The following is a 12,640-nucleotide window of genomic DNA, read 5'->3' on the forward strand; positions in this document are numbered from 1 at the left end:
TTGTGACGCAAGCGAATTCTCATCCTGTTGTGGTCGTCGATTTCGGCGCCCAGTATGCACAGTTAATCGCGCGCCGCGTGCGCGAGGCGAATATTTATTCCGAGGTGGTGCCCCACACAGCCACGGCTGAGGAGATCAAGGCCAAGAACCCGGCCGCATTGATTCTCTCCGGTGGGCCCTCCTCGGTGTACGCCGAAGGAGCACCGCGGCTCGATTCCGACATCTTTGAGCTCGGCCTGCCGATCTTCGGCATCTGCTATGGCTTCCAGTACATGACCGCCAGCCTGGGCGGCACCGTGGCAGCCACTGGCGCCCGCGAGTATGGCCGCACCGATCTCTCTGCCACCGAGGGCGTGCTTCACGCCGGGCTCGAACCCACCCACAAGGTGTGGATGAGCCACGGCGATGCCGTGACCGAGGCCCCTGCGGGTTTCGCCGTCACCGCCACCACCGCCGGTGCGCCGGTTGCCGCATTTGAGAACGTCGACAAGCGCATGGCCGGCGTGCAATATCACCCCGAAGTCATGCACTCGCCGCATGGCCAGGAAGTGCTCGAGCGCTTCCTCACGGAGATCGCCGGGCTGGAGCAGAACTGGACCGCCGAGAACATCGCCACCGAGCTCATCGACGCCGTCCGTGAGCAAGTGGGCGAGCATGGCCGCGCGATTTGCGGCCTCTCCGGAGGCGTGGACTCCGCCGTTGCCGCCGCGCTCGTGCAGCGCGCCATCGGCGATCGCCTCACCTGCGTGTTCGTGGACCACGGGCTCTTGCGCGCCGGGGAGCGGGAGCAGGTGGAGCAGGACTTCGTGGCCGCTACCGGCGCCAAACTGGTGACCGCGCACGAGGCCGATGCCTTCCTGGGCAAGCTCAAGGGCCTCACCGATCCGGAGGATAAGCGCAAGGCCATTGGCCACGAGTTCATCCGTTCTTTCGAGCGCGCCGTCGCCGGTGTGCTGGAGGATGCCCCCGAGGGCTCCAGCGTGGACTTCCTCGTGCAGGGCACCCTGTACCCAGATGTGGTGGAGTCCGGCGGAGGTTCCGGCACCGCCAATATTAAGAGCCACCACAACGTGGGCGGTTTGCCTGATGACGTGGAGTTCCAGCTCGTCGAGCCGCTGCGCCTGCTGTTCAAGGACGAGGTGCGCGCGGTGGGCCGCGAGCTGGGCCTGCCCGAGGAGATCGTGGGCCGCCAGCCCTTCCCCGGACCCGGCTTGGGCATCCGCATTATCGGTGAGGTCACCGAGGATCGCCTCGAGACTCTCCGCAAGGCGGATCTCATTGCCCGCACCGAGCTCACCGCAGCCGGTCTTGACGCTGAGATCTGGCAGTGCCCCGTGGTGCTGCTGGCCGATGTTCGCTCGGTGGGCGTGCAGGGCGATGGCCGCACCTATGGCCACCCGATCGTGCTGCGACCGGTCAGCTCCGAGGACGCTATGACCGCGGACTGGACCCGCCTGCCCTTTGATGTGCTGGAGAAGATCTCCACCCGCATCACCAACGAGGTGGAGGACGTCAACCGCGTGGTCTTGGACGTCACCTCCAAGCCCCCAGGAACTATCGAGTGGGAGTAACGGGCTGGTCGTCCCTCGGGACGATCACGCCTGTGCTCGGCACCACGAGCCGCTTCCTTCCGCAATGATGCAGTGAAGGGGGCGGTTTTCGTGTTCTCTATTCAGTTTTTAGGGTGTGTCAGGCCTAGAAGGGGGCCGGTTCGTTCCGGTCGAAGGGAACGGTGCCGGTGGCGGCCATGACGCGCTCATTCTTGTCGCGCTTGGCCTTTTTGCGATTCGTCATTCGCTCGTCCAGGCTGACGCGGCGCATCTTGGCGGAGACGCCCTCTGCGACGGAGCAGGAGATCTCGCCACTCTTGGAGCGCCAGGTGGTGGTGCCCTGCGGATCGACCGTGACGGTGTATTCGCCGAGGGTCTTCATATTGTGGTGGCGCTTGCACAGCGGTTGCAGGTTCCATGTGGCTGTCATATCGCCCTCCTGCCATTCGGCGATATGGTCGATCTCGCAGCGATTCGCGGGGACGGCACAGCCGGGGTGGTTGCAGCACCCATAACGGGCGATGACTTCATGCCGCTGCGCCTCGGTGGGCTGGTAGCCGGGTTTCTCTGAATCGGAGAGCAGTTGGAGGTGTGTGATCCAGTTGAGGATCTCCTCCGTGGCGAGATCCCCCAGCCAGCCGGTGGTGGGAGTCCAGGCGCCCTTGTTGAACCAATCCCCGTAGACGTGCATGACCACGTCGAGGTCGATGGTGTTGAGTATGAGCCCGAGCAGCCCATCGGCGCGGGTGCGTCCCTGTGTCGCCGCCTTAGTGATGGCTTCGGCGACGAGGGTGCCGCGATGGGCGTCCAGGTTGGCGGTGATGGTCACTGTGTTGCTCAGCTGATTGTGGTTGATGTCTACCCACTCGCGCTCCTCTCGCTGGGGATCGGGCTCATCTGTTTCTGCGGCCGGCGGGTCGATCATGCGCAGTATCTCCGCTATGCGTGAGCTCAGCCAGTAGGGGCCTTTGAGGGCTTGGTGGTCGACGCGGGGGAGTATCCGGTCTAAAAAGCGCACCTCGAATTCGGCGATGAACTCATCCTCTATGGCCTCGACCGCATAGGTAAAGGCCCACAGATGCGCGTCGTTGAATACAGGCCGGGAGTTGAGAAAGGCGGCGACGAGGGGGAATCGTCTGAGCGTCCGCGCGAGGTCGAGGTGTTTGAGAATATAGCCGTCGGTGCAGCTAAAGCGTTTCGCCATGTGGGAGCAGAAGGCGTCGTAGTGCTCTTCATCGGCTTCGTACTGTCGCAGTAAATGCAGGGCTAAGCGGATGCGGCGAGCATTCTCGGCTAGGGGGTCGAACTCGCTCAGCCCCAGTTCGGTGCTCAGCGGGGAATCGGCCTCCCAGTGGCGTTCGTGGCAGAAGCGCCGGGACTCATCGGCCATCCGTTGTCTCACTGATCTATAGCCAAAGATGCTTCGGTAGTGCTGATCGTCGGGGAGGGGGAACGCTGTGGGATCTATCATGTGCTGTCCTTGTGTCGAGTGGTGGTTTTGGTGGCCTTAGTATCTCATTTACGACGGACACCCCATCGCACTTAATCGAACAAACGTGCTAAATAAAAAGCAGAGCACGGCACCATAAAACAAGCTACATACAGCACAAACGGACAAACTGGCCCATTCGAACACTGGCACCTATCGCACACCGCCTAACATCAGTCGCGGCAGCACGCTTGTCGACGCTTCCCTGCACAACCTCATAGCGCGGGGCAGAAAAGGGCAGCCGCTCCGCTTAGCGCAGCACCTCACACACGGCCTCGACCTGGTCGGGAAGCCGAGCATGGTGCACCCCAGGTAGTTCAACCACGCGCCCGAGCCGCGAGGAATACTCCGGCACGGTTGTGTCACGAGTGCTGATTATGGACACCACCTCTACCCCAGCGGGGATCACGGGCGAGAAGGGCTGCATGATGTCCACGAAGCTGCGTCCGAGGAGGCGGGCGATGATGGCCTGGCTCCACCGCGGATACGGCGGGACTCCGCGCCAGCAGGCCCCGAGGCCGATGATTTGGCCGATGCGTCCCTGCAGCTCGGGGCAGTCGGCGGCGAGGAGCCCCACCAGCCCGCCGAGGGAATGCCCGATGATGTCGAGCTGCGAGTTGGCGTCGATAAGCGTGCTACGCACCTCGTCGACGCACTCCATGAGCGATGTGGTGCCACGGCGACCATACTCGGGGACGATCACGCGGCGGCCGCGGCCATCGAGCGCGGCGGCGAGGTCGGCGAAGTTGCCGGGCGAGCTGAGCGTGCCGTGCAGAAGCACCACGGGACGGCCCGTGCTGTGCAGCTCAGGGAGGCGCCCGCGCCGCGGAATCAGATGTCGAAGCATGCCTTAAGCATGTGCTCTCACCCCCGCTGCGGGCAAATGAAATGGGAATGTCCTGTGGAGGGGTTAAGCTGAGTGGGCCTAGAATCCACGCTTTATATAGGGAGCAAAAACTTATGGCTCGTGTAGTTGTGAACGTGATGCCCAAGACGGAAATTCTCGATCCCCAAGGACAGGCCGTGGTGCGCGCACTCGGGCGCCTCGGTGTTGAGGGAGTGAAGGATGTGCGTCAGGGCAAGCGCTTCGTGCTAGACGTTGAAGACACCGTGACCCCTGAAGATCTGGAAAAGGTGGCTGAAAAGCTGCTGGCCAACACCGTGATCGAGGACTTCGAGGTCCTCGGCGTTGAGGTGGTGTAAGTGAGCGCGAAGATTGGTGTCATTACTTTTCCTGGCACGCTCGACGATGTCGATGCGGCCCGCGCGGTGCGTCTCGCCGGCGCTGAGGCCGTGAGCCTGTGGCATAAGGACGCGGACCTGCGCGGCGTGGATGCCGTGGTTGTGCCCGGCGGCTTTTCCTATGGCGACTATCTCCGCTCCGGGGCGATCTCCGCGCTGGCGCCGGTGATGGAATCCGTGATCGAGGCGGCCACCAAGGGCATGCCCGTGCTGGGAATCTGTAACGGTTTCCAGATTCTTACAGAAGCAGGTCTGCTTCCTGGTGCGCTCACTAGGAACCAGGGCCTGCATTTTCATTGTGTCGATACCTACCTCGAGGTAGCGAACGCCGATACGGCCTGGACCTCCACGCTGCGCGAGGGGCAGAAGATCCTCATCCCCGCAAAGCACGGTGAGGGCCGCTTCCAGGCCAGCGCGGAAACCATTGCGCAGCTGGAAGATACCGGCCGCGTGGTGTTCCGCTACACCGATAATTTCAACGGATCCATGAACCGCATCGCGGGAGTGTGCTCGGAGAATGGTCGCGTGGTGGGCTTGATGCCGCACCCAGAGCACGCCGTGGAGGAGCTCACCGGCCCCTCGCTCGACGGGCTGGAGCTGTTCCTTTCCGCTATCGGACGAGTCGCTGCCTAGGAATAAGGGGAAGTACTACTTATGACGTTCAATGACACAGTGGCCGCCGCCACCAAGGATCCCCACGCCCCGCAGCCCTATGCGGAACTTGGCCTGAAGGATGACGAGTACCAGCGCATCACCGAGATCCTGGGCCGCCGGCCCACCGACGCCGAGCTGGCGATGTACTCGGTGATGTGGTCCGAGCACTGCTCCTATAAGTCCTCCAAGGTGCATCTGCGCTACTTCGGCGAGACCACCACCGAGGATATGGCCTCCAAGATTCTCGCTGGTATCGGCGAGAACGCCGGCGTGGTGGACATCGGCGATGGCAATGCCGTGACCTTCCGCGTGGAATCCCACAACCACCCCTCCTATGTGGAGCCGCACCAGGGCGCCGCTACCGGCGTGGGCGGTATTGTCCGCGACATTATGGCCATGGGCGCCCGCCCGATCGCCGTGATGGATCAGCTTCGTTTCGGCCCCGCCGATGCCCCGGACACCCAGCGCGTCCTGCCCGGCGTGGTGGATGGCATCTCCCACTATGGCAACTGTTTGGGTCTGCCCAATATTGGTGGCGAGACCGTATTTGATCCCTCCTATGCTGGCAACCCCCTGGTGAATGCGCTCTGCGTAGGCACCCTCAAGGTGGATGACCTCAAGCTCGCCTTCGCCTCCGGCAAGGGCAATAAGGTGATGCTCTTCGGCTCCCGCACCGGCCTCGACGGCATCGGCGGCGTCTCCGTGCTGGCCTCCGACACCTTCGAAGAGGGCGCCGAGCGCAAGCTCCCTGCGGTGCAGGTGGGCGACCCCTTCGCGGAGAAGGTGCTCATCGAGTGCTGCCTCGACCTCTACCAGGCGGGCGTGGTCGTGGGCATCCAGGATCTCGGTGGCGCCGGCCTCGCCTGCGCAACCTCCGAACTGGCCGCCTCCGGCGACGGCGGCATGACCATCAACCTCGATGCCGTGCCGCTGCGCGCCGAGAACATGACGGCCGCGGAGATCCTGTCCTCCGAATCCCAGGAGCGCATGTGCGCCGTGGTCCGCCCCGAGGACGTGGAGCGTTTCCGCGCCATCTGCGAGCACTGGGATGTCACCTGCGCCGAGATCGGCGAGGTCTCCGAGGGCGAGCACCTCGTGATCAAGCACCGCGGCGAGGTCGTGGTGGACGCCCCGGCGCACACCATCGCCAATGAGGGCCCCGTGTACGAGCGCCCCTTCGCCCGCCCGGACTGGCAGGATGATCTGCAGCAACAGCGGGAGATCCCGCAGGCCGATAACGCCGCCGTGGCCCGCGAGGTGTGGCTGCGCATGGTCGGCTCCCCGGCGCTATGCTCCCGCGCCTTCATCACCGAGCAATATGACCGCTATGTGCGCGGCAATACCGTCCAGGCCCGCAACGCCAACTCCGGTGTGCTGCGCATCGACGAGGAAACCGGCCGCGGCGTGGCCGTCTCCGCTGACGCCTCGGGCCGCTACACCAAGCTCGATCCGAATACCGGCGCCCGGCTGGCGCTCGCAGAAGCCTACCGCAACGTGGCGGTCACCGGCGCCCGGCCCATCGCCGTCACCAACTGCCTCAACTTCGGCTCCCCCGAGGATCCGGCTGTGATGTGGCAATTCCGCGAGGCCGTGCACGGGCTTGCCGATGGCTCCCGCGAGCTGGGCATTCCCGTCTCCGGCGGCAATGTCTCCTTCTACAACCAGACCGGCACCGAAGCCATTTTGCCCACCCCGGTGGTCGGTGTGCTGGGCGTAATCGACGATGTCGCCCAATCCATCCCGGCGCACATCCCCGCCGACGCGGCCCCCGGCACCCGCCTGCTGCTGCTCGGCGAGACCAAGGAAGAGCTGGGCGGATCCATCTACCAGCAGGTCGTAGCCGAGGATCTCTCCGGCATGCCGCCGAGCGTTGATCTCGCCCGCGAGCAGGCCCTCGCCGAGTTCTTCCACGGCTCCACCGATATCCTCGCCGCCCACGATCTCTCCGAGGGCGGGCTTGCCCAGGCCATCGCGGAGCTGGCCATTCACTCGGGTCGCGGCATGCAGCTCTCGCTTGTCGACGTCGCCCCGCAGCCCACCACCGCACTCTTCTCGGAGTCGGCCTCCCGGGCAGTGATCGCCGTCCGCGAGGAAGACTGCGCCGCCGTGACGGCCCGCGCCGCCGAGTGCGGAGTGCCGGTGACGGAGCTCGGCGCCACGGCAGACACGGACACCGTGGACCTCGAGCTACCCGGCGGAGAGCACCTCCAGGTAGCGGTGGCCGAGCTGGAGCAGGCGTGGACCTCCACGCTGCCTGATCTGTTCGGCCACGCCGCCGGCGCTAACTCCGTGGTCTAAGAGCGCCCCTGAACCTGGTATCAACCATATGGTTGATACCAGGTTCATTCTTGTGCACGATGTGCGCTCACCTGCGTCGATGCTGAACTTGAGGGCATGGATGTCACTCGTAGTTTTCGCAGCGCCCGGAATAGTTGGATCACCCTCGCTCTCATCGCTGGGCTGATCGGTGTGTTCTTTGCGGTGCTCGGCGGCGCCGAGGCCTCGCATGCTCGGCAGGCCGCCCCCACCGATTCTGAATCCACCCAGGTGGCCCGGCTGGTGGAGCACTTCCCTGGGGCCGATGAGGACACCGTGCTGGCGGTGGTGCAGCAGCGGGATGGTTCCCCGCTCAGCGAGGCGGATCTGGTGGCCGCCGCCCACGCCATCCCAGGCGCCGAGCAGGCCCGCCCCATGCTCAGCGATGATGCCCGCGCGGGGCTTATCACGCTGCCGGTGCCCGCCGCCGAGAGCGGCACGGAGATGAGCACCTATCTCGCCGGACTGCGGGCCGAAATCGCCGCCGCGGCCCCGCAGCAGCTCGCTATCACCATCACCGGCGGTGCCGCCTTCGGCGCCGACGTGGCCGCCGCCTTCCAAGGGGCGAATATCACCCTGCTGGCCGTGACCGTTCTCATCGTCGCCCTGCTGCTCATCCTCACCTATCGCAGCCCAGTGCTGTGGCTCATCCCGCTATCCGTGGTGGCCCTCGCCGATCGCGTGGCCGCGGTGCTCACGGCCTGGATCGGCGCGGAGTTCGGTCTGGAATTCGATGCCGGCATCGTCTCGGTGCTGGTATTCGGCGCCGGGACCAATTACGCCCTGCTGCTCATCTCCCGCTACCGCGAGGAGCTGGTGCGCCACGAGGATCACCGCACGGCGCTTGCCGCGGCGTGGACGCAGTCCTTCCCGGCGATCGCGGCCTCTAATCTCACCGTCGTGCTCTCCCTGCTCAGCCTCGGCCTGGCCGTCATCCCCGGTACCCGTGGGCTAGGGATTGTCGCCGCGGTGGGCATTCTTCTCGCCCTCGTGGCAGTACTCCTCGTGCTGCCCCCGGCGCTCTCGCTGGCCGGCCGAAAGGCACTGTGGCCGAGGATCCCGCAGCCGGGTGATCCCGCCGCCGAGCCTCGGATTTATCGCCGTGTGGCCACCGCCGTCATGCGCCGTCCCCTGGCGGTGCTGCTGAGCGGAGTGGTGCTGCTCGGCGGGCTCTCCGCCGGGCTGGCGTCGATCACGGTGGGGCTGAATCAGATGGAGAAATTCCGCACGGAGACCGAGTCCGCCGCCGGTTTCGCCACCCTCGCGGAGCACTTCCCCGCAGGCGAGGCCCAGCCCAGCTCTGTGCTCGCCCGCGTCTCCCACCAGGACGAGGTGCTGGCCACCATCAACCGCCTCGACGATGTGGTGCGCGCCATGCCGGCCGGTGTCTCCACCGACGGACAGTGGGCACGAATCATGGTGAGCAGCGACGCCGCCCCCGGCACCGCGGAGTCCCTGGATTTTGTGCGGTCGCTGCGCACGGCCGTGCACGCGGTGCCCGGCGCTGAGGCGAAGGTCGGCGGCGAGCAAGCCACCGAGGTGGATGCCCGCGCCGGCACCATTCGCGACCTGAGGCTGCTGGTGCCGGTGATCCTCGGCATCAACCTGCTGGTGCTCACCCTGCTGCTGCGCTCGGTGGCGGCGCCGATCTTCTTGGCCCTCAACGTGCTCAGCGCCGGCGCCGCCATCGCCGTGGGCAGCTGGATCTCCAGTCTCGTGTTCGGCGTCGGTGCCCTCGACCTCTCGGTGCCGCTGCTCTCCTTCCTCTTCCTCGTGGCCATGGGCATCGACTACACCATCTTCCTCGCCCATCGCGCCGCCACGGAGCGCGCCCTCTATGGCAGCCGCGAGGGCATGGTGGAAGCCATCAGCCACACCGGCGTGGTCATCACCTCTGCGGGTGTGGTGCTGGCGGGCGTGTTCGCGGCCCTCGGGGTGCTGCCACTGGTGACCCTGGGCCAGCTGGGCATTATCGTGGGCTTCGGGGTGCTGCTGGATACTATTCTCACCCGCACCATCATTGTGCCGGCCGCGGTCGGCGTGCTGGGCGATGCCATCTGGTGGCCCCGCCGCGCCCCCGCAGCAGAGGAAGCAGCAGGGGAAGAAGTAGAGGAAGGAGAGCCCGAGTATGTCTGTGCCGCTAGCACCAGCTAAGCACCCCTTTGGGGCGCGGAGTTCCTCGCCCGCCGCCATTCTGGTGGTGGGGGAGACGATCACCGCCGGCATCCTGGTGATCGTCGGCGCCCTCGGGGCGCTGCGCGAGGTATCCCCGCTGCTCGTGCTTCCGGCCGTTATCGCCTTCTGCGCCGCCTTCGTGCTGCTGCGCCGCCCCCGTCTCCGGCTGGGCGTGCTGTTGCTGCTCTGGGCGGGGCTGGTGTGCCTGAGCTTCTCCTTTACCTGGGTTGCCTTCGTGCTCTTCCTGCTCGCCGGGCACTATCTGCGTTTTCCGCTGCTGCCGGTCTATGCCCTGCTGGTGCTAGCTGGGGTGTGGGGCGCGACGTGGGCGGATAAGGATCAGGTGGGCGTGCCGCAGTTACTCGGCCCGGCGATCGGGGCCGTGGTGGCCATTGGCATGAGCCGCGGCTATGTGGAATTGCTGCGCCTCCTCAATGATCTCGAGCGCGCCCATAGCGAGATGGCCTATTTGCAAGATGAGCTGGCCGCCACGCAGCGCGAGGCCGGGGCCATGGATGAGCGCACCCGCATCTCCCAAGACATCCACGACACGATCGCCCAAGGGCTGAGCTCCATTCGGCTGCTCGCCCAGCCCTCTCATCCCACTCCGGACGCGGAGAAGCTGCGGCTCATCGAGGAGGTGGCCACGGAGAATCTGGCGGAGGTGCGCCGCATCGTCGCCGACCTGGCCCCGCATGGCTTGGAGGACAACCCGCTGGCCGTGGCCTTGCAGACCATGGTGGATGGGCTGGCCGCCGGCAGCGGCATCGACGCCGAGCTCGAGGTGCACAGCGCCGCGCGCTTCAGCGCCCCCATCGATATCGCGCTGCTGCGGGTGGCCCAATCCGCCCTGGCCAATGTGCGGCTCCACGCCGCCGCCTCCCGGGTGCGGGTCAGCCTCGATAGCGATCAGGAGCAGGTGCGCTTAGACATCGTGGATGATGGCATCGGCTTCGATGTCGCCGCATGGGAGCACAGCCGCGCCACCACCAGCTTCGGTCTGAGTTTTATGCGCTCGCGCCTGCAGAAGCTGGGCGGCGGGCTGGATATCGAGTCCACGCCGGGTGAGGGCACGGCCATCTCCGCGTGGGTGCCGCTCTAAACTACACAGCATGAGCATTGCCGTTGCGCTTATCGACGATCACCCCGTGGTGCGCTCTGGACTTATGGCGATTCTCAACGCCCAGTCGGAGATCCACGTCGCCGCCGCGGCCGGGAGCGTGGCCGAGGCACTCGCCGCCATCGACGCCGCCCAGCCCGATGTGGTGCTCTGCGATCTCCGCCTCGGGGCCAGCGATAGCGATGGGGTGGAGGTGATCCGCGGCTGCAGCCAGCCCGTGGTCATTCTCTCCACCTATGATCGCGAGCGCGATATTCGCGCCTGCCTCGACGCCGGCGCCGCAGGCTATCTGGTCAAAGACGCCCCCGTGGACACCATCGTGGAGGCCATTCGCGCGGTGGCCCGCGGCGAGGTGTACGTCCAAGCCTCCCTCGCCGGGGCACTGCTGAAGGCCCCTGCCCCCGCCCAGCTCACCGAGCGGGAACGCGAAGTGCTGCAGCTGGTGGCCACCGGCGCGAGCAATAAGGAGATCTCCACGCGGCTCTTTATCTCCCAGGCCACCACCAAGACGCATCTGGTGCATATCTTTAACAAGCTGGGGGTGGATTCCCGCACCCGCGCCGTGCACGTGGCCACGGAGCGCGGGCTGCTCTAGGCGCTGCTAATCCACAAAGGCGCGACCCTCGCGCAGCACCAGCGGATGCGGGCTGTACTTGGCGCGGAGCTCGCGCAGGGTGGTGGCGTGCTCGGCGAGTCGCACATCATCCTCGGTGCGCGGCTCGAATTGCCGGGCGGGCAGCACATTATTGTCGAGGTCGGTGGCCACATAGGTGAAGGTGGCATGAATGGCCTGCTGCAAGTGTTCCCGGCCGCCCCGGGGATCACCGCTGCGCACATGCACAGACATCTGCATGCTGCGGGTATCGGTGCGCATCAGCCGCGCATCCACCTCGATGAGATCGCCGATCGAGATCGGCCGGTAGAAGCGAATCCCGCCGGCGTAGACGGCGATGGTGCGCTGCCCTGACCACTCCATGGTGCAGGCCGTGCCCGCCTCGTCGATCCACTCCATCGCGGTGCCGCCGTGCACATTGCCGCCCCAGTTCACATCGGTGGGCTTGGCCAAGAAGCGGGTAATCACCCGCGGCGCATCGCTGGGGCCGTCATAGTTCTGTTTCTCCATCTCGGCCTCGATGGCGTGGCGCAGCTCGATGCGCGAAATGGCGGCCTGTTCCACCCGCTGCTCGTCCTCGGTGGCGGCGTGGAATTTCGGCACTGGGGTGGCGGCGCCGGTCTTGGGATCTTTGGCCACGAAGATCACCAGGCAGTCGCAGGCCCGGGAGAAGTGGCCATCGCGCGGATCCGCGGAGAGCACCTCGTTCACAATGTGCATCGAGGAACGGCCCGTCATCGCGATCCGGGAGCGCACCTCCACCACGTGGCCGGAGGGGATGGGGCGGTTGAAGTGAATATGGCCCACATAGGCGGTCACACAATAGGTGCCCGACCAGCCCACCGCGCAGGCATAGGCGGCCTTATCGATCCACTCCAAGACGCGGCCGCCGGAGACACCCCAGTTGCCGGCTAGCACCACATCGCTGGGTGCAGCCATAAACCGTAGTGTGACCTCGGGCGAGGGGGCTCGATTGGCTGCGAATTGCTCTCGTTCAGTCATAGGTGTGTTCTCCGGGGGACGGGGCTGGTAGCTCACAGGCTACCAACAGTTAAGCTGGGTCACACTATGCCGAAAAAGATTGATCCCGCCGAGATGCGCGCCGCCCTGCGCGAGTATGAACAGCGCATGGATAGCCCGAATGTCCCGCGCGCGCTGGTTGCCCGTGCCGTGCGGCTCAGCGCCCGCACCGTGGAGAACTGCGCCCCGGGCCATAGCGTGGAATTGCGGGTGCCGCCCTTCGTCGCGGTGCAGTGTATCGAGGGGCCGCGCCATACCCGTGGCACCCCGCCCAATGTGGTGGAAATGCGCCCCGAGGTGTGGCTGCGCCTCGCGATCGGGCGCAGCACCTGGGAGCAGGAGCTGGCCGCGGGAAATCTCAGTGTCTCTGGCACCCGCGCTGGGGAATTGGCCCATTGGGTGCCGCTGATCTAGCGCCCGCCCAACAGCCCTGAAACAAACATTGGGCGCGCGGGCCGGCT

Annotated in this window: 11 protein-coding genes; 8 read left to right on the top strand and 3 right to left on the bottom strand. The window is 65.8% G+C overall.

Annotated features, from left to right (window positions below; all coding sequences use genetic code 11):
- Window positions 1-2: 2 nt before the first annotated feature.
- Window positions 3-1,571, top strand: a complete 1,569-nt coding sequence (gene guaA, locus KR227_RS09560; RefSeq protein WP_218365122.1) for a glutamine-hydrolyzing GMP synthase — start codon at window positions 3-5, stop codon at window positions 1,569-1,571.
- 124 nt (window positions 1,572-1,695) lie between these two features.
- Here guaA and KR227_RS09565 read toward each other — a convergent pair whose 3' ends face one another.
- Together KR227_RS09565 and KR227_RS09570 are read right to left on the bottom strand one after the other, a co-directional pair.
- Window positions 1,696-2,940 (bottom strand): HNH endonuclease signature motif containing protein, encoded by a 1,245-nt coding sequence (locus KR227_RS09565; protein WP_218365123.1) that lies wholly within the window; start codon window positions 2,938-2,940, stop codon window positions 1,696-1,698.
- Window positions 2,941-3,289: 349 nt separating this feature from the next.
- Window positions 3,290-3,886, bottom strand: a complete 597-nt coding sequence (locus KR227_RS09570) for a triacylglycerol lipase (protein WP_218365124.1) — start codon at window positions 3,884-3,886, stop codon at window positions 3,290-3,292.
- Between the two features lie 113 nt (window positions 3,887-3,999).
- On the opposite strand from KR227_RS09570, the gene purS reads away from it, so the two are divergent.
- The 6 genes from purS (at window position 4,000) to KR227_RS09600 (ending at window position 11,141) form a co-directional block, all read left to right on the top strand.
- Window positions 4,000-4,242 (top strand): phosphoribosylformylglycinamidine synthase subunit PurS, encoded by a 243-nt coding sequence (purS, locus tag KR227_RS09575; protein WP_151530208.1) that lies wholly within the window; start codon window positions 4,000-4,002, stop codon window positions 4,240-4,242.
- A complete protein-coding gene (purQ, locus tag KR227_RS09580; RefSeq protein ID WP_151530209.1) occupies window positions 4,243-4,914 on the top strand; it encodes a phosphoribosylformylglycinamidine synthase subunit PurQ in 672 nt (223 codons plus the stop codon).
- A 21-nt stretch (window positions 4,915-4,935) separates the two neighbouring features.
- A complete protein-coding gene (gene purL / locus KR227_RS09585; RefSeq protein ID WP_218365125.1) occupies window positions 4,936-7,233 on the top strand; it encodes a phosphoribosylformylglycinamidine synthase subunit PurL in 2,298 nt (765 codons plus the stop codon).
- Between the two features lie 96 nt (window positions 7,234-7,329).
- A complete protein-coding gene (locus KR227_RS09590) occupies window positions 7,330-9,405 on the top strand; it encodes an MMPL family transporter (protein WP_218365126.1) in 2,076 nt (691 codons plus the stop codon).
- A complete protein-coding gene (locus tag KR227_RS09595) occupies window positions 9,380-10,528 on the top strand; it encodes a sensor histidine kinase (RefSeq protein ID WP_218365127.1) in 1,149 nt (382 codons plus the stop codon). The genes KR227_RS09590 and KR227_RS09595 overlap by 26 nt, the downstream gene beginning before the upstream one ends.
- 10 nt (window positions 10,529-10,538) lie before the next feature.
- Window positions 10,539-11,141, top strand: coding sequence for a response regulator transcription factor (locus tag KR227_RS09600; RefSeq protein WP_218365128.1), 603 nt, complete (start codon window positions 10,539-10,541; stop codon window positions 11,139-11,141).
- Between the two features lie 6 nt (window positions 11,142-11,147).
- Here KR227_RS09600 and KR227_RS09605 read toward each other — a convergent pair whose 3' ends face one another.
- The gene (locus KR227_RS09605; protein WP_218365129.1) at window positions 11,148-12,161 is read right to left on the bottom strand and encodes an acyl-CoA thioesterase; all 1,014 of its coding nucleotides are present in this window, start codon (window positions 12,159-12,161) and stop codon (window positions 11,148-11,150) included.
- Between the two features lie 66 nt (window positions 12,162-12,227).
- Here KR227_RS09605 and KR227_RS09610 point away from each other — a divergent pair, with 66 nt between their 5' ends.
- On the top strand, window positions 12,228-12,593 hold the full coding sequence (locus tag KR227_RS09610) for a sterol carrier family protein (RefSeq protein ID WP_218365130.1): 366 nt from the start codon (window positions 12,228-12,230) through the stop codon (window positions 12,591-12,593).
- The last annotated feature ends 47 nt before the right edge of the window (window positions 12,594-12,640 follow it).

This window comes from Corynebacterium sp. TAE3-ERU30, from assembly GCF_019209925.1.
GTDB lineage: Bacteria > Actinomycetota > Actinomycetes > Mycobacteriales > Mycobacteriaceae > Corynebacterium > Corynebacterium megadyptis.

Bases quoted from the DNA above. Each gene is read 5' to 3' on its own strand.
- KR227_RS09565 (WP_218365123.1), bottom strand. From the start codon at position 2,940: ATGGCCGATGAGTCCCGGCGCTTCTGCCACGAACGCCACTGGGAGGCC.
- KR227_RS09570 (WP_218365124.1), bottom strand. From the start codon at position 3,886: ATGCTTCGACATCTGATTCCGCGGCGCGGGCGCCTCCCTGAGCTGCAC.
- purS (WP_151530208.1), top strand. From the start codon at position 4,000: ATGGCTCGTGTAGTTGTGAACGTGATGCCCAAGACGGAAATTCTCGAT.
- purL (WP_218365125.1), top strand. From the start codon at position 4,936: ATGACGTTCAATGACACAGTGGCCGCCGCCACCAAGGATCCCCACGCC.
- KR227_RS09590 (WP_218365126.1), top strand. From the start codon at position 7,330: ATGGATGTCACTCGTAGTTTTCGCAGCGCCCGGAATAGTTGGATCACC.
- KR227_RS09595 (WP_218365127.1), top strand. From the start codon at position 9,380: ATGTCTGTGCCGCTAGCACCAGCTAAGCACCCCTTTGGGGCGCGGAGT.
- KR227_RS09600 (WP_218365128.1), top strand. From the start codon at position 10,539: ATGAGCATTGCCGTTGCGCTTATCGACGATCACCCCGTGGTGCGCTCT.
- KR227_RS09605 (WP_218365129.1), bottom strand. From the start codon at position 12,161: ATGACTGAACGAGAGCAATTCGCAGCCAATCGAGCCCCCTCGCCCGAG.
- KR227_RS09610 (WP_218365130.1), top strand. From the start codon at position 12,228: ATGCCGAAAAAGATTGATCCCGCCGAGATGCGCGCCGCCCTGCGCGAG.